This window comes from Burkholderia pyrrocinia (assembly GCF_003330765.1).
GTDB classification, from domain to species: Bacteria; Pseudomonadota; Gammaproteobacteria; order Burkholderiales; family Burkholderiaceae; genus Burkholderia; species Burkholderia pyrrocinia_B.
On the sequence record NZ_CP024902.1, the window covers coordinates 1,147,210 to 1,166,952 of the forward strand.

A 19,743-nucleotide genomic window follows, 5' to 3' on the forward strand; every position below is an offset into this window, starting at 1 on the left:
TGGAAGAACATTTCGCTGCGCAAGTGCTATGTGCAGATGATTGACATGCATCGACCTCCTGAGCGATTGGGCCGCATCGCCTACGGCGCTGAAATTGGTTTGTCGTATTCAGTGTCTATAACTAGGCTGTCGTGACCCAAAACAACTGGACGCGAGATCAGCGCCATCATGCGAGGCTTTGTCGTTGCCGCGCATCGACATGGCGAATCGAGCCACCTTCGGCTGACCCGGTTCGTTCTTTTCGCACGTGATCTGACGTGCACGGCAATCGTTAGATGGTTGATGAACGGGGTGAGCATATGGGAGCCGATCAGCGGCACGTGATCTACTATTCGCGCGAACCGAACGACGCGTTGCGCGGCCATTTCGACGAATGCGGTTGGCGAGTCGATCTCGCGGAGACCGTGCGTGACGTACGGCGTGTCGTGCAGCACGGTGTTGCAACGGCGGGCCTGCTCGATTTCTCACCGGGTTTCAAGCCCTCGGACCTGCGCGAACTCGAATCCTGTCTGAGCATCCAGCACATCGGCTGGATCGCGGCGACGCGGCGCGGCCAGTTGCAGGACGCCACGCTGCGCCATCTCATTCGCGACTATTGCTTCGACTACGTGACGATGCCGTACGAGACGTCGCGGATCGTCGAGACCGTCGGTCATGCGCACGGCATGGTCGCGCTGACCGATCCCGTTGCGCCGCCCGTCGGCGCCGGACGCAGCGAAGGCGAGATGGTCGGCACCTGCGATGCGATGCTCGGGCTCTTCAGGACGATCCGCCGCGTCGCGGCGACCGACGCGCCGGTGTTCATCTCCGGCGAATCGGGTACGGGCAAGGAACTGACGGCGGTCGCGATTCACGAGCGGTCGTCGCGTGCGCAGGCGCCGTTCATCGCGATCAATTGCGGTGCGATCCCGTCGACGCTGCTGCAGGCCGAGCTGTTCGGCTATGAGCGTGGCGCGTTCACCGGCGCGAACCAGCGCAAGATCGGCCGCGTCGAGGCTGCCAACAGCGGCACGCTGTTTCTCGACGAGATCGGCGATCTGCCGCTCGAAAGCCAGGCAAGCCTGTTGCGCTTCCTGCAGGAGGGCAAGATCGAGCGGCTCGGCGCGCACGTGTCGGTGCCCGTCGATGTGCGCGTGATCTGCGCGACGCACGTGGACATGGAAGCGGCGTTGCGCGAAGGGCGGTTCCGCGAGGACCTGTTCCATCGCCTGTGCGTGCTGAAGATCGAGGAGCCGCCGCTGCGCGCACGCGGCAAGGACATCGAGGTGCTCGCGCGTCACATGCTCGAGCGTTTCAAGGGCGATGCGCATCGGCGCCTGCGCGGCTTTTCCCCTGACGCGGTGGCTTCGCTGTACGGCTATTCGTGGCCGGGCAACGTGCGCGAGCTGATCAATCGCGTGCGTCGCGCGATCGTGATGTCGGAGGGCCGGATGATCACCGCGGCCGATCTCGAGCTGAACGACTACGCGACGCTCGCGCCCGTGTCGCTGCTGGAGGCGCGGGAGGCGGCCGAACGGCAGGCGATCGAGCAGGCGCTGCTGCGCCACCGCGGCCGTTTCGCGGATGCCGCGCGCGAACTTGGCGTGTCGCGCGTCACGCTCTATCGGCTGATGTGCGCGCACGGAATGCGCGATCGCAGCGACACGCTGGCAGGGTTTTCGGCGCCGTTGCCGGAGCGTCCGCATCACGCTTGCTAAAATTGGCGGGTACGGCCGCCCTCGCGGCCGAAGGAACCCGCATGAAACAGTATCTCGACCTCGTTCGTACCATTCTCGATACCGGCACCTGGCAGGAGAACCGTACGGGGATCCGCACCATCAGCATGCCGGGCGCGATGCTGCGCTTCGACCTGCAGCAAGGCTTCCCGGCCGTGACGACCAAGAAGCTCGCGTTCAAGTCCGCGATCGGCGAGCTGGTCGGTTTCCTGCGGGCGTCGCGCAGCGCGGCCGATTTCCGTGCACTTGGCTGCAAGGTGTGGGACGCGAACGCGAACGAGAACGCGCAGTGGCTCGAGAACCCGTATCGCCAGGGCGTCGACGATCTCGGCGACGTGTACGGCGTGCAATGGCGCCAGTGGCCGGGCTACAAGGTGCTCGACGCGGGCGCCGACGCGCAGATCGCCGATGCGACGCACCGCGGCTTCCGGATCGTCACGCGTTTCGACGAAGACGGCGCGCCGAAGGTGCTGCTGTACAAGGCGATCGACCAGCTGCGCCAGTGCCTGGACACGATCATGGAGAACCCCGCCGATCGCCGCATCCTGTTTCACGCGTGGAATCCGGCCGTGCTCGACCAGATCGCGCTGCCCGCGTGCCATCTGCTGTATCAGTTCCTGCCGAACGCCACGAAGCGCGAGATCTCGCTGTGCCTGTACATCCGCAGCAACGACGTCGGACTCGGCACGCCGTTCAACCTGACGGAAGGGGCTGCCTTGCTGGCGCTGGTCGGCCGGCTGACAGGCTACACGCCGCGCTGGTTCACGTATTTCATCGGCGACGCGCACATCTACGAGAACCAGCTCGACATGCTGCAGCAGCAGCTCACGCGCGAGCCGTACGAAAGCCCGCGGCTCGAGATCGCCGCGCGCGTGCCCGAGTACGCGAAGACGGGCGTCTATGCGCCCGAGTGGCTGGAGCAGGTCGAGCCGTCCGATTTCTCGCTCGTCGGCTACCGCCACCATGAGCCGCTGACCGCACCGATGGCAGTCTGATCGTGCGGCCCGGGCCGCGCGGTTTCACCGATCCGCGCCCCCGCAGAAAGAAGCCCCGACCGGCACCAGCCGGTCGGGGCTTTTTGTTTCACGTTTGCGGCACTTACTGGCGGTGCCGCTCTTCGTGACCGCCTTGCGGCGGCGGGTTGCTCGGGCGCGGCGCTTCAACGTGCGGCGCCGGTTGCGGCCGCGGTTCCATGCGAGGCGCCGGCATCGACGGCCGGGGTTCCATGCGCGGCGCCTGTGGCTGCGGGCGCGGCATTTCATGCACGGCGGGGGCCGGCGGACGGTACTCGTTCACGCGCGGCGGCGCGACTTCGCGGTGCGGCGCGGGTTGCGCGAATTCGGGGCGCGGTTGCGGTGCCGGGGCGGCCCGTTCCGGCTGCGGCTGCGCATGCTGGGCCGGCGTCGCGAAATCGGGGCGTGGGCGCGGCTGCGGAATCTGCGCCGTCGTGTCGAGCCTCGGTTGCGGCAGCGCGCGCGGCGCTTCGTTCCGGCCGCCGGGCTGCGCGCCCTGCGGAGCCGGCGCGCCCGCCTGATGCGGCACCGGTACCGCCGCGCTGCGTACGGGCGGCAGCGCATTCTGTCCTGCCGCGTGCAGCGCGGTCGGCGGGGTGGGGCGCTGACGCTCCATCGGCGTGTGCGGCTGCATCCATGCGGGCGACGGCGCCGCGGCTGCGCGCGCGTTGCCGAGGCCCGACGGGACGTTGCCGGCCACCGGCGGATGCGGGACGCCGTTTCCGGGCCCGAACGCCTGATGCGGCATCGGGTTGCCCGGTGCCTGCGGCATGGCGCCGTTTGCGAGGCGCGGCGCAGTGGGGTTTTCGCCGCTCGGGGGCCGCGCGACATTCGGCGCGCCCGGCCGTCCGGCTTGCACGGCGGGCGGTTGGCCTTCGCGCGGGGTACGTGCCGGCTGCACGACGGGGCCGTGCGGATTCACGAGCTGCACGTTGTGCATCGCCCATGCGCCGCCGCTCGGTTTGCCCGGAACGCGGACCGGGCGAGCCGTATAGTCGGCCGGCACGCTCGTCTTCACGACGGGGGCACCGGCGCCCGGCACGCGCCCGCCTTGGTGCGCGAGGTGGGCGGCGGCCTGGTCGCGATACGCGGCCGGCACGGCAGGATTGCGCGTCGCGACGTACGGGTGCTGCGCAACTGCCGCCGGCGGACGGTAGCCGGCATTGCGCAGCCCGCCGGTAAAGCTCTGGCGCACCGGCGCAATGCCGGGCGTACCCGGTGTGACATGCGCATTGCGCCATTGCTGCGGATCGACGTGCTGCGAGAAGTGCGCGACAGGCTGGCCGTGCACGAATGCCGAGGCCGGCACGGCCGTGATCGCGTGCGGCGCGCGGAAGTTCACGTAAGTCTTGTTGATGTTGGTGATGTTCGTCACGTTCACGGTCTTGTTCACGTTCACGTTGACGTTGTTCACCACGATGTTGCGGTTTACGCGGTCATAGTAGTGCGGGCTCCAGCCTCCCCAGCCCGGGTGCCATGGTTCGCCGGGGCCGAGCGCGAACCATGCGCAGCCGGCGGCGGCGACGCCGCCGACCGTGAGCGCGACGCTCCAGTCGGGACCGCCGCCGCCACCCACGAACGCGACGAGCGCCGGCGCATAGACAGGTGGCTGGCTGACTTCCATCGGGCCCGGTACCCATGCCCAGCTGTCGTCCACGTACGCCCAGCGGCCATAGTGATACGGCGCGAAGCCCCACGGGGCGTCGTCGACCCACGTCCAGCCCCACGGTGCCTGCCAGATCCAGTGGCCGTCGTGATACGGCGCCCAGTCGGCCGGCGTGTCGTTCGGCACCCATACCGCGCCGTAATTCGGAGTTTCGCGCCATGTGCCGTTCGCGTCGAGATCCTGGTAGCCGGGAACGTCGCGGGACACATAGCGGGCCGACACCGAGCGCGCCTCGGCCGCGTCGCGGCTGGCGGCCCACTGGTCGAGTGCATCGGGGCCCGGCGCGGCCGATTGCTGCGCGACCTGCAGGTCGGTGCCCGTGAACACGACCTGCTGCCCGGGCGACAGCGGGTACTGCCCGTTGCTGCCATAGACGGTCGCGCTGCCGCTGCGCACCGTGACTGTCGTGCTCGCGCCGTTCGGCGCGACATCGACGCGATAATCGCCGGGGCCCGTGATGCCGAGCGCGAGGTTCGGCGTGTCGATTTCGTACGACCCGCCGGCCGGCAACTCGCGCACGTGCGTCGATACGGTGCCGAGGCCCACTTTCAACTGCGTCGTCGCGTCGTCGAGGTTCAGCACCGACAGGCTCGTCGAATTGCCGAGCCGCACCGCGGTCGAGCCGATGTGCAGTTCCGAGCGCGCACCGGCATCGTTCCAGAGCTGGTCGCCGGTCGTCAGCGGCCGGTTCACGGCGGCATACGACCATGTATCGGTGCCGGCCGGTTCGGTCGTCACGGCGCCCGACAGGTAATTGAGCCGCGCGACGCGGCCGGGCGGGTCGCCGCCCGGTTGCCGTGCCGCGGCCGCATACGGGGGGGCGCCGGCCGATTGCGCGAATGCGGGGGGCAGTGTCGCAAGCGCAACGAACGCGAGCAGCGTGCAACGGGCGGTTCGCTTGAGCGTGAACAGGGTGGCCATGGTGAACGTCTTCGTCGTTATCGCGGCGCGTCGATTCGTGCCGTTGAGTTCACAATATCCGCTCGGCCTGTTTCAGTGCTCGGTGTTTTGTAAGCCGGATGGCACGCGATGTAACAAAACCTGTCCATCGCGCGCCGTTGTCGTGCAGCCGCAATACAGGCGTCAAGCGGACGTAAGCCACCCGTCGAAAACCTGCTGGCCGGGCACGGTGACGCGCAGCACGCGCGGCCGCGCAGAGCGCTCGATCCAGCCGTGCGCACAGAAGCTCTCGAGCAGCGCCGCGCCGAGCGCGCCGCCGAGATGCGAGCGCCGCTCGCTCCAGTCGAGGCAGCCGCACGCGAAGCGGCGCCGGCGCGTGCGCTGCAGGGCGACGTCGATGCCCCATCGCGCGAGCGCCTGGGTGCCGAGTTCGGTGGTGTCGATCGCGTCGCCGTCGGCAAGCAGCCAGCCGCGCGCGGTGAGCCCGTCGAAGATGCGCACCGCGAGTTCGCCGGCCATGTGGTCGTAGCAGGTGCGTGCATAGCGCAGTTCGGCAGGTACCGTGCGCGACGGCGGCGGAACCGGGCGGTGCGGCGCGGCCGCGCGGGCGACGTTCGCGAGCGCTTCGAGCGATGCCGCGATGTCGGCCGATGCGAGGCGGTAGTAGCGGTGCCGGCCGCGCACGTCGAGCGCGAGCAGGCCGCTTTCGGTCAGCCGCGCGAGGTGCGCGCTCGCGGCGGACGGCGACAGCCCCGCGATCATCGTCAGTTCGCCGGCCGGTCGTGCGCTGCCGTCCATCAGCACCCACAGCATCGCGGCGCGTCCGGGGTCGGCGATCAATGCGCCGATGCGGCTCAGGCCCGGAAAGTGGTGGTCGTCTTGATCGGTCATCGTCGTGTCTCGTCGGGCGGGATGATTTGCAGTGTAGTGGGTGCGGGCATTCGATGTTTCGCATCCAGCTGAAATGTCGAATGCGGTGGCGCCGGCGCGGGCACCGTCCATGCGGCGGACCGGACTGCGGCCCGTTGCGGGTCGCGCGTAGAATGGCCGGACGCGGCGGCAGCGGGCCGCCGCACGTGACACGATGCAGCGATGAAGACGATTTTCTGTTTGTTGGCGGCCGCGCTCGTCTGTGCGGCCTGTGCGCAGGGCGGCGCGGGCGCCGCCGGCGAGCGGGGCGGCAGCCTCGAGATGTACGGGACGATCGACCAGGGCATCACGGTGCGCCGCTGACCGGCGCCGGTCCGTGTGCGTTTCGGGCGCGGCCGCCGCCACGCCACACGGTGTGTACCGCGACGCGTTGCCGCAGTGCAACGTATAATCGCCCGATTACAGCGCCCCTGCCGCCTGGAGCCAACAAGATGCCCCAACCGTCCCCCGTACCGGCCGCCCTCGACCGCACCGAAACCGTATTCCGCTTCCTCGCCGAGCCGTCGTCGGTGAACTTCGGCGGCAAGGTGCATGGCGGCGCACTGATGAAGTGGATCGACGAGGTCGCGTATGCATGCGCGGCAGTCTGGTCCAGCCGCTATTGCGTGACGGTCAGCGTCGGCAACATCCGTTTCCAGCGTCCGATCCTGGTCGGCAATCTCGTCGAGCTGAAGGCGCGTGTCGTTGCGACGGGCCGCACCAGCATGCACATCCATGTGTCCGTGCACGCTGGCGATCCGAAGGGGGGCGTGCTGCGCCAGACGACCGATTGCCTCGTGGTGTTCGTCGCGGTCGACGAGAACGGCAACCCGGTGCCGGTGCCGCCGTTCGTGCCCGAGACCGACGAGCAGAAGGTGCTCGCGAAGTATGCGGCCGACGTGCGGGCCGCGCTCGACAAGATCGTCGAGATGAAGCCGGAAGAGGTCGCGAAGGGCGCGGTCTGACTGCAGCGGGCGCCGCGCAACTCGCGCCGCGCCCGTCGTCCTGCCGTTAGCGCGACCCGATCATCTGCTCGGGACGCACCCACGCATCGAATTCCGCCTCGGTCAGGTAGCCGAGCGCGAGCGCGGCCGCCTTCAGCGTCGTGCCTTCCTTGTGCGCCTTCTTCGCGATCTGCGCGGACTTGTCGTAGCCGATGTGCGGATTGAGCGCGGTCACGAGCATCAGCGATTCGTTCAGCAGCAGGTCGATACGCGTGCGGTTCGGCTCGATGCCCACCGCGCAGTGGTCGTTGAAGCTCTGCGCGCCGTCGGCGAGCAGCCGCACCGACTGCAGCACGTTGTGCGCGATCATCGGCCGGAACACGTTTAGCTCGAAATTGCCGCTCGCGCCGCCGACGTTGACCGCGACGTCGTTGCCGAACACCTGGCAGCACAGCATCGTTACTGCCTCCGACTGCGTCGGGTTCACCTTGCCCGGCATGATCGAGCTGCCCGGCTCGTTCTCCGGAATCGACAGTTCGCCGAGCCCGCAGCGCGGCCCGCTCGCGAGCCAGCGGACGTCGTTCGCGATCTTCATCAGGCCGGCAGCAATCGTCTTCAGCGCGCCGTGCGCGAACACCAGCGCGTCGGCGGCCGCCATCACCTCGAACTTGCTCGGCGCCGTCACGAACGGCAGCTTCGACAGCCGGCCGATTTCGTCGGCGACGCGCACCGCGAACTCCGGATGCGCGTTCAGCCCTGTGCCGACCGCGGTGCCGCCGAGCGCGAGTTCGTACAGGTGCGGCAGTGCCGATTCGACGTGACGGATGCCCTGGTCGAGCTGCGCAACGTAGCCGGAAAACTCCTGGCCGAGCGTGAGCGGCGTGGCGTCCTGCAGGTGCGTGCGGCCGATCTTCACGATGTCGGCGAACGCCTTCGACTTCGTGTCGAGCGTCGCGCGCAGCGTGCGCAGCGCCGGCAGCAAGTGGTTGACGATCGCGTACGCGGCCGCGACGTGCATCGCGGTCGGGAACACGTCGTTCGACGACTGGCCGCGGTTGACGTCGTCGTTCGGATGAACCTTGCGCGCTTCGCCGCGCTCGCCGCCCATCAGCTCGCTCGCGCGGTTCGCGATCACCTCGTTGAGGTTCATGTTGGTCTGCGTACCGGAGCCCGTCTGCCAGACCGCGAGCGGGAATTCGCGCGGATGCTTGCCGGCGATGATCTCGTCGGCCGCGTCGATGATCGCGCGCGCCTTGTCGTCGGCCAGTACGCCGAGCGACTGGTTGACGGCCGCCGCGGCGCGCTTGACGATCGCCAGCGCGTGGATCAGCTCGGGCGACTGCTTCTCCGTCGAGATCCGGAAATTCTGCAGCGAGCGCTCGGTCTGCGCGCCCCAGAGCCGGTCGGCCGGCACGGCGATCTCGCCGAACGTGTCGCGTTCCATCCGAACTGCTTCGTTCATGATGCACTCCTCCTGGAAAGGGAAAGGCCGCGCGTCGCGCGGCGTCAGACGTATCGTGAGGCAGTCGCGCCGCTCGCGCGGCGTCTCTTCAGCCCAGGGGCTGCTCTCGCTAATAACGGGCTTGCGAACGTGCGTTGCCGGTCGGAGTGCAAGGAGTGGGCGCGCCGTTTGGCCGAGCCGAACAAGCGACGATCGACGCCGCAATCCGGCCGGCAACACACGTTCCCCTGACTTGAAAAAATCATTCGCGGGGCTGGCCGCCAGAAGGGCCGATCGCCGCGTCATGCTCCTCGCGAATACGTCGGTATTCACTTCGTCGCAATCCTTGCGCTCGGCCCTTCTGGCGGCCAGCGCAAGCCCGTTATTAGCGAGAGCAGCCCCTAGCATAGCGCCGGCGGCGATTTCGCGTCGTGTCGCGCTCAGCGCGGCGGCGCGATGAGCGACGCGCTCTTCAGATGAAAGCGCCACGCCATCAGCGCGGCCACGCTCGCGAGGCCGGCCGCGAGGCCCCACCAGAGGCCGCGTGCGCCGAGCCCCGCGTGGAACGCGAACCAGTAGCCGGTCGGAAAGCCGATGCCCCAGTAGCCGAAGGTCGCGGCGAGCATCGGAATGCGCGTGTCCTTCAGGCCGCGCAGCGCGCCGGACGCGACGGTCTGCATGCCATCGACGATCTGGAACACCGCCGCGATGCCGAGCAGCGACGCGGCGAGCGACACCGTGGCCGTGTTGGCCGGATCGTCGAGATGCAGGTACAGGCCGACGATCGCGTGCGGCGCGACGATCAGCACGAGGCCCGATAGCGACATGAACGCGACGCCGAGCCCGAGTGCGACGAAGCCTGCATGCCGCGCGGCGACCGGCGCGCCTGCGCCGACCCAGTAGCCGACTCGCACGTTGGCGGCCTGGCCGATCGCTAGCGGCACCATGAACGCCACCGACGCGACGTTCAGCGCGATCTGGTGCGCGGCCAGCGACGTCGCGCCGAGTACGCCGATGGTCAGGCCGGTGGCGAGAAAGAGCGTCGATTCGACCCCGTACGTGATCGCCACGGGCCAGCCGATGCCGATCAGTTCGCCCATCACGGGCAGTTTCGGGCGCGCCGCGGTCACGAAATGGCGGAAGCGCTGCCGGCCGTGCAGCAGCCAGATCAGCGCGAGCGCGGTGAGCCAGATGGTGATCGTCGTCGCAACCGCCGAACCGAGGAAGCCGAGGCGCGGCAGCCCGAATGCGCCGTGGATCAGCCCGTAGTTGAGCACGCCGTTGATGCCGACGCCGCTGATCGACACCCACAGCAGCCGCCGCGCGGCGCCGATCGCCGGCAGGAACGCACGCATCAGCCCGACGCCGATCAGGCTGCCGAGCGCCGCGAAGCGCAGGATGCCCGTGTATTCGCCGACATGATGCGCGAGCGTCGGCGGCTCGTGGAACATCAGCAGGATCGGCTCGGACAGCGATAGCGCGATGATTGCCGGAATCGCGAGCAGCACGGACAGCACGAAGCCCGTCCAGTAGATGTGCGGCACGCGGTGCTCGGCCTGCGCGCCGCGTGCATGCGCGACGCTGACGCTGACCGACGACAGCACGCCCTGCAGCACGGTCACGATGACGAAGAAGAAGTTCGCGCCGAGCCCGCCCGCCGCGAGCGAATCGGGGCCGAGCGAACCGAGCAGCACCGTGTCGGTGACGCTCATCGCCATCTGCGAGAGCTGCGCGATCGCGAGCGGCGCGGCGAGGCGCGCGGTATCGGCGGCGTGACTGGACAGGGACGGCGGCGCGGCGGCCGTTCGCGTAAGACCGGAATGCGACATGGAATGGGCGCTCGCGCGGGTGCGGGCCCGCGCTGTATGTATTTATTTTGAGAGACGGCTAGCTTACGGCTTTATTCGTACCGTGTCGAACGCGCGCGCCGATGGCCATGTCGCGGAAAGGGGGAACAGACCTAGGCTTCGCGCACCGCGATGCGCGTGTCGCCGAGCAGGACGACCTGGCCAGCGCGGATCTTGCAGGTCTTGCGAAGCTCGACCGCGCCGTCGACTTTCACCGCGCCGGACGCGACGATCAACTTCGCGGTGCCGCCGCTGTCCGCGAGGCCGGTGATCTTGAGAAGGTTGTGCAGCTCGACGTATTCGCCGGTCAGCGTGAAATCCAGATTGGGCATGACGAAGAAGGTGCGCAATGCGCGGGAGGAATCGCCCCGCATCATACGGCACCGCGGGCCTGCGCGCGAGCGCGGGCGGCCGTCGCACGCAGTTGTTAAGGACTGTGAGCGATTCGTCAGCAAATGAAACGGTGGGTAACAGTCTGAGAGATTCGAGAACCAGCCGTGCGGGCCGCGGGTCTTTTGTCGTACCTGCTGCGTGTTGCGGCGGGGGACGCGACGGATCGCATCGCTGCGGTCCGCGGCCACAACTTCTTGAGGAGAATTGTCATGTCCAAGATTCGTACGATGCTGATCGGTGCCGCGCTGACGGCGTTCGCCACTTCGGCCGCGTTTGCCCAGACGGGCACGGCGGCGCAGGGTGCAGCCGGTGCCGGCATGCAGGCGCAGACCCCGGCAGCGGGTGTCGGCGCGGGCGTGCAGGGCAGCGCTGGCGCGAACGCGTCGGGCAATGCGGTCGGCGGTGCAACCGATGCGGTCGGCGCGGCAGCCGACGGCGCGAAGGATACGGCGTCGTCGGCCGTCCACTCGACCAAGAAGCACGTGAAGCATGCCGCGAAGTCGGCCAAGAGCCATGCCGGCTCGGCCAAGGCGAAGGCCGGCGAAGCGACCGAAGGCGGTGCATCGGTTGGCGCGGAGGGCGGTGCATCGGCCCAGGGCGCCACGCAATAAGCGGTGCCCGGCGCCGCGCGACGCTCGCCCCGGACGGCGCGTCGCGACGGCGGCCGTCCGGCGGCCCGGTTCGTTTCGCGCGAACCGGGCCGTTTTCATGGGTTCATGCGCGCCGTTACGGTCGGCGCTGCCCTTGTCCTTGCCCCTGCGCCGGCCGAGCGGCAGCCGGTGTGAATACGCTGCGCAGCCACACGGCGAGCCGCGCGAAGACGTCGTACGGCTCCTCGACGAAGATCTCCGGCTTCAGCAGCCGCAGGTATTCCATGATCTGCTGCGCTTCCTGCTTCTGGAACGAGCCATGCGCGAGCCCGAGCCGCAGCAGGCCGCGTAGTTCGCCGAGCTTGTCGCGCGCGGTGCTGCCGACGCTCATCTCGCACGCGAGCTTTGCCTCGTAGATCCGCTGCCGCAGCGATTCCGCGAGCCGCCACGCGGGCGTCTGCATCAGTTCCTCGAGCGTCTGGATGTCCTGCGCCGCGCTTTTGATCTGCGACGCGAGCGGGTCGATCAGCGACGGGTCGCCCTGCGCTTCGGCGACGATCGCCTTCGCCCAGTCGCGGCAAGCCTTCGCGAGTTCGTCGGGGGTCCATTCGGAGCGCGATGCGAAGCCGAAGCCGAATTCGCCGGCCTGTCGCATCAGGATCGCGACGACGTCCGGAAATTCCTTGTCGAGCGTGCGCTTGGCCCACGCGTACTGGCCGCCCTGCAGCATCCGCTGCACTGCGTGCTCGGTCAGCGGCACCATGTTGTCGAGCAGTTTGGCGCGCAGGAAATCCTCGAACGACGGCGTCGCGAACTGCGGGTCGAGTTTCAGCGACACGCGGACGAACGCATCGTAGTCCTTGCGCAGGGACTCGAGCGTGTCGTCCTTGAGGGAAAGGGTGATCTGGCCCATGAATCGTCTCGATGGCGGCCCGCGCAAGCCGGCGGCCGGCACGGCGCACCGGTACGGGCGCAGCGTCGACTGACCGGTGCGCGCCGAGGCCGGTGGCGGGTCTTCATTCCCTATATCGGCGCGCCGGGCGGAAACTTGAGCGCGCGTGGCGGCGCGCCTCTCAGGCGGGCAGCCAGTGCGGCAGCACGATCCCTTGCCAGAAAAAGAACACCGCGAGCCCCGCCGCGATCGTCACGAGCGGGCGGCGGGTCGCCGCCGACACGAGCACGGCGGCGAGCGCGCCGACGAGCTGCGGATTGCGCCAGGTCAGTTCGGCCGTGCCGCCATGTGGCGAGACGGTCATCGGCACGATGATCGCGGTCAGCACGGTGACGGGCACGAAGCCGAGCGCGGTCCGCACGAGCGGCGGGAAGGTCAGCCGCTCGCCGAACAGGAACAGCGTCGTGCGGATCGCGTACGTGATGACGGCCATCCCGAGGATCAGCAGCGCGTAGCTCACGATGCGGCCTCCGTGCGCGAGCCGGCGCGCGCGCGTTCGTGCAGCAGCGCGAGCGCGACGCCAACCGCGACGCCGGCGGCGACCGCGCCGAGCAGCCCGAGCTTGTACGGCCAGCCCTGCCAGAAGTACGCGAGCGTGCCGGCTGTCGCGGCTGCCGCGAAATAGCGCAGCGTGCCGAGTTGCGGGACGACGATCGCGATGAAGGTCGCCGCCATCGCGAAATCGAGGCCGAGCGACTGCAGGCCCGGGAACGCCGCGCCGAAGCCGATGCCCGCGAGCGTCCAGACCTGCCAGTTCAGGTACATCGCGAGCCCGGAGCCGAAGAAATAGTGGGGGCCGATTTCGCCGGGCGGGAAGTGCCGGTAGTGCGCATAGGCGACCGCGAACACCTCGTCGGTCATCAGCGCGCCGAGCGTCGCGCGCCAGCGCAGCGGCAGGTGCGCGACATAGGGCGCGAGTGTCGCGCTGTACAGCAAGTGGCGCAGGTTCACGATCAGCGTCGTCGCGAGCACGACGACGAAGCTCGCGCTGCCAGCGATCAGGCCGAGCGCGATGAACTGCGCGGAGCCTGCGAACACGGCGAGCGACATCAGCGCGCCGTGCCACGCAGCAAGCGGGCCGCCGCCGACGAGCGTGCCGAAAATCACGCCGAACGGCGCCGCGCCGATCATCATCGGGATCGTGTCGCGCGCACCGTCGAGCCATTCGTTGAGCGGGCGGCGAGGGGGCGACGCAGGTGTCGGGTTCAAAGAGCGCTTCTCCATGAACTGGAGGATAGCGGGCCGGCGGTTGGCCGGCTTGTATGTTCTTGCGCTCGCGGGATCGGGGCCGGCGCTTGAGCGCTTGCCGGCGTGACGGCATCGCGGTGGCCGGGTGCCGGATGCGGAAAACCGCGCGTCAGCTCGCCTGCCAGCGCCCGGGCGGCACGCCAAACATCCGTTTGAAATGCCGCGTGAAGTGGCTCTGGTCGACGAAGCCGCTGGCCGCCGCGACATCGGCGACGGGCACGCCCGCGCGCAGCGGCGCCAGCGCGCGCTGCAATCGCAACTGGTTGCGCCAGGCATGCGGCGGCATGCCGGTCGTGCGGGTGAACAGGCGCGCCGCGTGGAACGGCGACAGGCCGGCCGCCTGCGCGACTTCGTCGAGCGTCACGGTGCCCGTGAGATCGGCGGCGAGCTGCTCGCGCATCGCGTCGACGCGTGGTTCGTCCGCGGCGAGCGGCGCCGGTCGCGGCAGCGCGTCGGCATGGCGCACGATCAGCGTCGACAGCGCGTCGAGCATCGCCGTTTCGGCGGCAAGCGGATCATAGATGCGCGGTGCGCCGGTCGCCGGATCATCGGCCGGCTGCCCATGCGCATGCGAGGGCAGTGCGCGTTCGCTGCCTGCCTCCATCATCCGGTGCGCAAGCGTGAGCCGGGCCGCAAGATCGGCGTCGCGAATCACGTCGGGCGCAAACCACGGCGCATCCTGCGGGCGGCCCGCGATCGCACTCGTGAGTGCGCGGATGAACTCGACCGGCATGTAGCTGACGCGATAGCACCAGCCTTCGTCGGCCGCGCGCGAACCCGTATGCACTTCGCCGGGATTGATCACCGGCACGGTGCCCGTTTCGGCGACATGGCCGTTGCCGCGACAGGTGTAGCGTTCCGCGCCTTCGAGAATCACGGGGATCGTGTACGCGTCGTGCCAGTGGGGCGCGAACGTGTGGTCGCGATAGGTGGCCGTGACGAGATCCGCGTCCGGCAGCAACGGCGTGCGCCAGTAGCGTGCGGAGTCTGGAAGGCGGATGGCGGACATGATCGGGCGCGAGGGCGGGCGAACCGACAGTGTATCGCTCGCGCGCCCGGCAGGCGCGGGCTTTACTTGACCGGAATCGTCGTGCCGGCCGGCATCGGCACCGCGGTGACGGCGTTCTTCGGGCTGCCGCTGACGATGCGGTCGCTGTAGGTCAGGTAGACGATCGTGTTGCGCTTCTTGTCGACCACGCGTACGACGTGCAGCGTCTTGAAGATGAACGACATGCGCTCGCTGAACACGTCGGTCTGCTGCTTGAGCGGCTCCTTGAAGCTGATCGGGCCGACCTGCCGGCACGCGATCGACGCTTCGCTCGGATCCTCGGCGACGCCGAGCGTGCCCTTGATCCCGCCCGTGCGGGCGCGCGACACGTAGCAGGTCACGCCGTTCACGACCGGATCGTCATACGCTTCGACGACCACGCGATCGGAGCCCGTTACGCGGAAATGGGTGTTGACGCTGCCGATTTCCTCCGCGTGCGCGAGCGGTGCGGCGGCGAACGCGGAAAGCAGGAGGGTGAGTGGTGCAACGGAGAGGAGGCGGTGCTTCATCGACGGAACCGGATGCGAATGCGGGACGGAGACTCTAGCATGCGCGGGAGCGGGCCACGGAAGGCGAAAGGGTGGCCGGAAAAACAAAAGGCCCGTCGAATGACGGGCCTTTCACTGTCTGGCTCCCCGACCTGGGCTCGAACCAGGGACCTACGGATTAACAGTCCGGCGCTCTACCAACTGAGCTATCGGGGAATAAATTGGTACATCTGCGTGTTTGGTAACCAGCAAAAAGCCCGCTCACTTTCAACGGGCCTTTGAATTTTTGGCTCCCCGACCTGGGCTCGAACCAGGGACCTACGGATTAACAGTCCGGCGCTCTACCAACTGAGCTATCGGGGAACAAACAGCAGAGAAATGAGATTTTATGGGGTGGTGGCTAACCTGTCAATACTTTTGGGCCGCAGCGCACAAAAAATTTCCGCGGCCGCTGCGCGATCAGCGCTCGAGCAGGTGCAGCTTGTCCTGCACGTCCTTCCACTCGTCCGCATCGGCTGGCGCCGGCTTGGTCTTCGTGATCGACGGCCAGCCCTTTGCCAGCTCCGCGTTCAGCTCGGTGAACTGCTGCTGGTCGCCCGGAACGTCTTCTTCGGCATAGATCGCATTGGTCGGGCACTCGGCGACGCACACGGCGCAGTCGATGCACTCGTCCGGATCGATGGCGAGAAAGTTGGGACCTTCACGGAAGCAATCCACCGGGCACACATCCACGCAATCCGTGTATTTGCACTTGATGCAGCCTTCGGTCACAACGTGAGTCATTAAAACGCTCCTGCTTGGCGGTATATATGGGGTGGCGTTTGCGCCAAAAGCGGCATTGTAACTGAAGCGCAAAACCCGTATGGCGTGGTCGGCTATCCGGCTTATATCGTTTCGTGATTAGTTTATGGGGGCCCGCCGAGGGTGCGCCAACGGGTACCCGCGTACCGTGCGCCGGCGCGACGGGAGCAGGGCGGCGCGCGGTTTCACGATGGTCGGGCCCGCATTCGGGTAACATGGCCGACAGACCGGGCGGCGCGCGGTGCGCCGGGGCCCTGTCACGATATTGGCGGTGCCGTAATCATGATCATCACTTCGCTGCTCGACACGGATCTCTACAAGTTCACGATGATGCAGGTCGTCCTGCATCACTTCCCCGCCGCAAGCGTGGAGTACCGCTTCAAGTGCCGCACACCCGGTGTCGATCTCGTGCCGTACATCGACGAGATTCGCGACGAGGTCCGCGGCCTGTGCGCGCTGCGCTTCACCGACGTCGAACTCGACTACCTGCGGCGGATGCGCTTCATCAAGAGCGATTTCGTCGACTTCCTCGCGCTGTTCCACCTGAACGAGAAGTACATCTCGATCACGCCGTCGCCGAAGGGCAACGGCGAGATCGACATCGAGATCGTGGGGCCGTGGCTGCACACGATCCTGTTCGAGATCCCGGTGCTCGCGATCGTCAACGAGGTCTATTTCCGCAACACGCAGCGCGAGCCCGACTATCGCGAAGGCCGGGAGCGGCTGCGCGAGAAGATCAAGCTGCTCGGCGCGGAGCCCGAGTTCGCCGACTGCAAGATCGCCGACTACGGCACGCGCCGGCGCTTCTCGAAGGTCTGGCACGAGGAGGTCGCGCTCACGCTGCGCGACGGCCTCGGCCCGCAGTTCGCGGGCACCAGCAACGTGCTGTACGCAATGAAGCATGACATCACGCCGCTCGGCACGATGGCTCACGAATACCTGCAGGCGTGCCAGGCACTCGGTCCGCGGCTGCGCGATTCGCAGATCTACGGCTTCGAGATGTGGGCGAAGGAATACCGCGGCGACCTCGGGATCGCGCTGTCGGACGTCTACGGGATGGACGCGTTCCTGAACGACTTCGACATGTACTTCTGCAAGCTGTTCGACGGCGCGCGCCACGATTCGGGCGATCCGTTCGAGTGGGGCGAGCGGATGCTGCGCCATTACGAGGCGAACCGTTGCGACCCGCGCACGAAAGTGCTCGTCTTCTCGGACGCGCTCGACATCCCGAAGGTCATGCAACTGTACGAACGGTTCCGCGGCCGCTGCAAGCTCGCGTTCGGCGTCGGCACGAACCTCACCAACGATCTCGGCTACGTGCCGCTGCAGATCGTGATCAAGATGGTCCGGTGCAACGGCCAGCCGGTCGCGAAGCTGTCGGATTCGCCGGGCAAGAGCATGTGCGACGACAAGGCGTATCTCGCGTACCTGCGCCAGGTGTTCGGCATCGCGCAACCGGTCGAGGAAGACGTGTCGAAGTGAGCGTCGGCCGGACGGCCAACGCTGCATCACGGCAAGGGCGGCCGGTATAATCCGACGGTATCGCCCGCCAACGTCACGAGGACCGTTCATGGACACTTCCGCTGCCCGTCGCCAGATCCTCGCGCGCATCCGCGCGGCGCAGGGGCGCGCGGCCGAACCCGAAGCAGCGGAGCGCGACGGCGTCGCCGACTATCTCGCCCGTCATCCGCAAGGCCCGCGCCCGCCGGTGCCGGCCGATCTCGTCGCTGCATTCGTCGACGAAGCGGCGCGTCTGTCGACGACGGTCGACGAAGTCGCGACGCTAGCTGACGCGCCCGCCGCTGCCGCCCGCTATCTTTCCGCTCACGGCCTGCCGACGCAAGCCGTCGCGTGGCGCACGCTGGCCGATCTCGACTGGGCAGGCGCAGGCCTGTCGGTCGAATGCCGCAAGCCGCGCGACGGCGATCTCGTCGGCCTCACGGGCTGTTTTTGCGCGACCGCCGAGACGGGTTCGCTGGTGCTGCTGTCCGGCCCCGACACCTATGCGTCGGCCGGCCTGCTGCCGGAAACGCACATCGCGATCGTGCCGGCATCGCGGATCGTCGCCGGTCATGAAGATGCGTTCGCGCTGATCCGCGCGGAGCGCGGCGAATTGCCGCGCGCGGTCAATTTCGTGTCGGGCCCGTCGCGCACGGGCGACATCGAGCAGACCATCGTCCTGGGTGCGCACGGCCCGTACCGCGTTCACGCGATCGTCGTACGGGGCGCATGACGCGCCCGCCGCATCCACCACCACTCGAACAAGGAAGTACTGCATGAAACGACATGCCGCCTGGGCGGGCATGGCGTCGGGAATCGCGCTTGGCGCCGTTCCCGCGCTCGCATCGGCCGCAACGCTCGACGGTGCCACGTTGTCCGCGCTCTGGGGCATCCCGTTCGCCGGGGTCCTGCTGTCCATCGCGGTGTTCCCGCTCGTCGCCCCGGTGTTCTGGCATCACCACTTCGGCAAGATCGCCGCCGGGTGGGCGATCGCGTTCCTGGTTCCGTTCGCGGTAGCGTTCGGCGCGGGCACCGCGTTCGGCACGCTCGTGCATGCGCTGCTCGAGGAATACATCCCGTTCATCGTGCTGCTCACCGCGCTCTATACGGTCGCGGGCGGCATCTGCGTGAACGGCAACCTGCACGGCACGCCGAAGCTGAACACCGCGATCCTCGCGCTCGGCACGCTGCTCGCGAGCGTAATGGGCACGACGGGCGCCGCGATGCTGCTGATCCGGCCGCTGCTGCGCGCAAACGACAACCGCAAGCATGTCGTGCACGTCGTGATCTTCTTCATTTTCCTCGTCGCGAACGCGGGCGGCTCGCTGTCGCCGCTCGGCGATCCGCCGCTGTTCCTCGGCTTCCTGAACGGCGTGAGCTTCTTCTGGACGACCACGCATCTCGCGCTGCCGATGCTGTTCATCTGCGTCGTGCTGCTGACGCTGTTCTTCGTGCTCGACACGTACTTCTACCGCAAGGGCGGCGAGGAGCGACCGGCTGTACTCGATCCGACGCCCGACAGCGCCGCGCTGTCGATCGACGGCAAGATCAACTTCGTGCTGCTCGCGGCCGTGATCGTGCTCGTGCTGATGAGCGGCATCTGGAAGCCGGGCATCACGTTCGACGTGTGGGGCACGCACGTCGCGCTGCAGAACCTCGCGCGCGACGTCGCGCTCATCGGCGTGACGCTCGCATCGCTCGCGCTGACGCCGCGTTCAGCGCGCGAGGGCAACGCGTTCAACTGGGCGCCGATCGAGGAAGTCGCGAAGCTGTTCGCGGGGATCTTCGTGACGATCGCGCCGGTGATCGTGATCCTGCGCGCGGGTGCGGACGGCGCGTTCGCGCACATCGTCCATCTCGTCACGGGGCCGGACGGCAAGCCGATCGACGCGATGTACTTCTGGGCGACGGGCATCCTGTCGTCGTTCCTCGACAACGCACCGACCTATCTCGTGTTCTTCAACCTCGCGGGCGGCGATGCGCAGACGCTGATGACGACCGGCGCCTCGACGCTCGCCGCGATTTCCGCGGGCGCGGTGTTCATGGGCGCGAACAGCTATATCGGCAACGCGCCGAACTTCATGGTGAAGGCGATCGCCGAATCGCGCGGCGTGAAGATGCCGAGCTTCTTCGCGTATCTCGGCTGGGCGCTCGTCGTCCTGATACCGGTATTCCTGCTGACGTCGTGGCTTTTCTTCACGGCGTAAGCTGACGATTTTCAACCTCGAGCGGGCGGCCCCGGCGGCGCACGGCGCGCTGCGATCCGTCCGCGACATGCGGAGATGGCG

Annotated in this window: 19 protein-coding genes and 2 tRNA genes; 8 read left to right on the forward strand and 13 right to left on the reverse strand. The window is 67.9% G+C overall.

Going from position 1 to position 19,743, the window contains the following annotated elements:
- Positions 1–299 precede the first annotated feature (299 nt).
- Both CUJ89_RS05530 and CUJ89_RS05535 read left to right on the forward strand, forming a co-directional pair.
- On the forward strand, positions 300–1,697 hold the full coding sequence (locus tag CUJ89_RS05530) for a sigma-54 dependent transcriptional regulator (RefSeq protein WP_114176474.1): 1,398 nt from the start codon (positions 300–302) through the stop codon (positions 1,695–1,697).
- 41 nt (positions 1,698–1,738) lie between these two features.
- On the forward strand, positions 1,739–2,710 hold the full coding sequence (locus tag CUJ89_RS05535; RefSeq protein WP_114178498.1) for a thymidylate synthase: 972 nt from the start codon (positions 1,739–1,741) through the stop codon (positions 2,708–2,710).
- A gap of 103 nt (positions 2,711–2,813) precedes the next feature.
- On the opposite strand, the gene CUJ89_RS05540 is transcribed toward CUJ89_RS05535, so the two are convergent.
- Both CUJ89_RS05540 and CUJ89_RS05545 read right to left on the reverse strand, forming a co-directional pair.
- Positions 2,814–5,315, reverse strand: a complete 2,502-nt coding sequence (locus tag CUJ89_RS05540) for a DUF6600 domain-containing protein (RefSeq protein ID WP_114176475.1) — start codon at positions 5,313–5,315, stop codon at positions 2,814–2,816.
- 162 nt (positions 5,316–5,477) lie between these two features.
- Positions 5,478–6,185: an ArsR/SmtB family transcription factor gene (locus tag CUJ89_RS05545; protein ID WP_114176476.1), complete on the reverse strand. Its 708-nt coding sequence runs from the start codon at positions 6,183–6,185 to the stop codon at positions 5,478–5,480.
- Between the two features lie 201 nt (positions 6,186–6,386).
- Between CUJ89_RS05545 and CUJ89_RS38190 the strand changes: the two genes are divergently transcribed.
- Positions 6,387–6,527, forward strand: a complete 141-nt coding sequence (locus tag CUJ89_RS38190) for a hypothetical protein (protein ID WP_006753078.1) — start codon at positions 6,387–6,389, stop codon at positions 6,525–6,527.
- A 128-nt stretch (positions 6,528–6,655) separates the two neighbouring features.
- Positions 6,656–7,168: an acyl-CoA thioesterase gene (locus CUJ89_RS05550; RefSeq protein WP_011544912.1), complete on the forward strand. Its 513-nt coding sequence runs from the start codon at positions 6,656–6,658 to the stop codon at positions 7,166–7,168.
- A gap of 46 nt (positions 7,169–7,214) precedes the next feature.
- On the opposite strand, the gene fumC is transcribed toward CUJ89_RS05550, so the two are convergent.
- From fumC to CUJ89_RS05565, 3 genes are all read right to left on the reverse strand, one after another.
- A complete protein-coding gene (gene fumC / locus CUJ89_RS05555; protein WP_114176477.1) occupies positions 7,215–8,609 on the reverse strand; it encodes a class II fumarate hydratase in 1,395 nt (464 codons plus the stop codon).
- A gap of 419 nt (positions 8,610–9,028) precedes the next feature.
- Positions 9,029–10,417, reverse strand: a complete 1,389-nt coding sequence (gene norM, locus CUJ89_RS05560) for a multidrug efflux MATE transporter NorM (RefSeq protein WP_114176478.1) — start codon at positions 10,415–10,417, stop codon at positions 9,029–9,031.
- A gap of 131 nt (positions 10,418–10,548) precedes the next feature.
- Complete coding sequence (locus tag CUJ89_RS05565) at positions 10,549–10,767, reverse strand: RNA-binding S4 domain-containing protein (protein WP_006486208.1); 219 nt, start codon at positions 10,765–10,767, stop codon at positions 10,549–10,551.
- 270 nt (positions 10,768–11,037) lie between these two features.
- Between CUJ89_RS05565 and CUJ89_RS05570 the strand changes: the two genes are divergently transcribed.
- The gene (locus CUJ89_RS05570) at positions 11,038–11,439 is read left to right on the forward strand and encodes a hypothetical protein (protein ID WP_114176479.1); all 402 of its coding nucleotides are present in this window, start codon (positions 11,038–11,040) and stop codon (positions 11,437–11,439) included.
- Positions 11,440–11,554: 115 nt separating this feature from the next.
- Here the strand turns inward: CUJ89_RS05570 and CUJ89_RS05575 are convergent, their stop codons facing one another.
- The 8 genes from CUJ89_RS05575 to fdxA all read right to left on the reverse strand — a co-directional run bounded on the left by CUJ89_RS05575 (position 11,555) and on the right by fdxA (position 15,937).
- Positions 11,555–12,331 carry a DUF4088 family protein gene (locus CUJ89_RS05575; RefSeq protein WP_114176480.1) on the reverse strand — a complete coding sequence of 259 codons (777 nt, stop codon included), beginning with the start codon at positions 12,329–12,331 and terminating at the stop codon, positions 11,555–11,557.
- A 160-nt stretch (positions 12,332–12,491) separates the two neighbouring features.
- On the reverse strand, positions 12,492–12,830 hold the full coding sequence (locus tag CUJ89_RS05580) for an AzlD domain-containing protein (protein WP_034183072.1): 339 nt from the start codon (positions 12,828–12,830) through the stop codon (positions 12,492–12,494).
- A complete protein-coding gene (locus CUJ89_RS05585) occupies positions 12,827–13,594 on the reverse strand; it encodes an AzlC family ABC transporter permease (RefSeq protein WP_114176481.1) in 768 nt (255 codons plus the stop codon). The genes CUJ89_RS05580 and CUJ89_RS05585 overlap by 4 nt, the downstream gene beginning before the upstream one ends.
- A gap of 133 nt (positions 13,595–13,727) precedes the next feature.
- Positions 13,728–14,627 carry an AraC family transcriptional regulator gene (locus CUJ89_RS05590; RefSeq protein WP_114176482.1) on the reverse strand — a complete coding sequence of 300 codons (900 nt, stop codon included), beginning with the start codon at positions 14,625–14,627 and terminating at the stop codon, positions 13,728–13,730.
- Between the two features lie 62 nt (positions 14,628–14,689).
- A complete protein-coding gene (locus tag CUJ89_RS05595) occupies positions 14,690–15,175 on the reverse strand; it encodes a CreA family protein (protein WP_114176483.1) in 486 nt (161 codons plus the stop codon).
- A 119-nt stretch (positions 15,176–15,294) separates the two neighbouring features.
- A tRNA-Asn gene (locus CUJ89_RS05600) sits at positions 15,295–15,370 on the reverse strand.
- Between the two features lie 71 nt (positions 15,371–15,441).
- Positions 15,442–15,517, reverse strand: a tRNA-Asn gene (locus CUJ89_RS05605).
- Positions 15,518–15,613: 96 nt separating this feature from the next.
- Positions 15,614–15,937: a ferredoxin FdxA gene (gene fdxA, locus CUJ89_RS05610; RefSeq protein ID WP_034183076.1), complete on the reverse strand. Its 324-nt coding sequence runs from the start codon at positions 15,935–15,937 to the stop codon at positions 15,614–15,616.
- 300 nt (positions 15,938–16,237) lie between these two features.
- On the opposite strand from fdxA, the gene pncB reads away from it, so the two are divergent.
- The 3 genes from pncB to CUJ89_RS05630 all read left to right on the forward strand — a co-directional run bounded on the left by pncB (position 16,238) and on the right by CUJ89_RS05630 (position 19,662).
- Positions 16,238–17,437, forward strand: coding sequence for a nicotinate phosphoribosyltransferase (gene pncB / locus CUJ89_RS05620; RefSeq protein WP_114176484.1), 1,200 nt, complete (start codon positions 16,238–16,240; stop codon positions 17,435–17,437).
- 88 nt (positions 17,438–17,525) lie between these two features.
- A complete protein-coding gene (locus CUJ89_RS05625) occupies positions 17,526–18,188 on the forward strand; it encodes a LutC/YkgG family protein (protein ID WP_114176485.1) in 663 nt (220 codons plus the stop codon).
- Between the two features lie 43 nt (positions 18,189–18,231).
- Positions 18,232–19,662 carry a sodium:proton antiporter gene (locus CUJ89_RS05630; RefSeq protein WP_114176486.1) on the forward strand — a complete coding sequence of 477 codons (1,431 nt, stop codon included), beginning with the start codon at positions 18,232–18,234 and terminating at the stop codon, positions 19,660–19,662.
- Positions 19,663–19,743: the final 81 nt, after the last annotated feature.

Coding starts and splice junctions, on each gene's coding strand:
- CUJ89_RS05565 (WP_006486208.1), bottom strand. CDS start 10,767: ATGCCCAATCTGGATTTCACGCTGACCGGCGAATACGTCGAGCTGCAC.
- CUJ89_RS05595 (WP_114176483.1), bottom strand. CDS start 15,175: ATGAAGCACCGCCTCCTCTCCGTTGCACCACTCACCCTCCTGCTTTCC.
- CUJ89_RS05625 (WP_114176485.1), top strand. CDS start 17,526: ATGGACACTTCCGCTGCCCGTCGCCAGATCCTCGCGCGCATCCGCGCG.
- CUJ89_RS05570 (WP_114176479.1), top strand. CDS start 11,038: ATGTCCAAGATTCGTACGATGCTGATCGGTGCCGCGCTGACGGCGTTC.
- CUJ89_RS05530 (WP_114176474.1), top strand. CDS start 300: ATGGGAGCCGATCAGCGGCACGTGATCTACTATTCGCGCGAACCGAAC.
- fdxA (WP_034183076.1), bottom strand. CDS start 15,937: ATGACTCACGTTGTGACCGAAGGCTGCATCAAGTGCAAATACACGGAT.
- CUJ89_RS05575 (WP_114176480.1), bottom strand. CDS start 12,331: ATGGGCCAGATCACCCTTTCCCTCAAGGACGACACGCTCGAGTCCCTG.
- CUJ89_RS05590 (WP_114176482.1), bottom strand. CDS start 14,627: ATGTCCGCCATCCGCCTTCCAGACTCCGCACGCTACTGGCGCACGCCG.
- CUJ89_RS05540 (WP_114176475.1), bottom strand. CDS start 5,315: ATGGCCACCCTGTTCACGCTCAAGCGAACCGCCCGTTGCACGCTGCTC.
- CUJ89_RS38190 (WP_006753078.1), top strand. CDS start 6,387: ATGAAGACGATTTTCTGTTTGTTGGCGGCCGCGCTCGTCTGTGCGGCC.
- fumC (WP_114176477.1), bottom strand. CDS start 8,609: ATGAACGAAGCAGTTCGGATGGAACGCGACACGTTCGGCGAGATCGCC.
- CUJ89_RS05550 (WP_011544912.1), top strand. CDS start 6,656: ATGCCCCAACCGTCCCCCGTACCGGCCGCCCTCGACCGCACCGAAACC.
- CUJ89_RS05535 (WP_114178498.1), top strand. CDS start 1,739: ATGAAACAGTATCTCGACCTCGTTCGTACCATTCTCGATACCGGCACC.
- norM (WP_114176478.1), bottom strand. CDS start 10,417: ATGTCGCATTCCGGTCTTACGCGAACGGCCGCCGCGCCGCCGTCCCTG.
- pncB (WP_114176484.1), top strand. CDS start 16,238: ATGATCATCACTTCGCTGCTCGACACGGATCTCTACAAGTTCACGATG.
- CUJ89_RS05630 (WP_114176486.1), top strand. CDS start 18,232: ATGAAACGACATGCCGCCTGGGCGGGCATGGCGTCGGGAATCGCGCTT.
- CUJ89_RS05545 (WP_114176476.1), bottom strand. CDS start 6,185: ATGACCGATCAAGACGACCACCACTTTCCGGGCCTGAGCCGCATCGGC.
- CUJ89_RS05585 (WP_114176481.1), bottom strand. CDS start 13,594: ATGGAGAAGCGCTCTTTGAACCCGACACCTGCGTCGCCCCCTCGCCGC.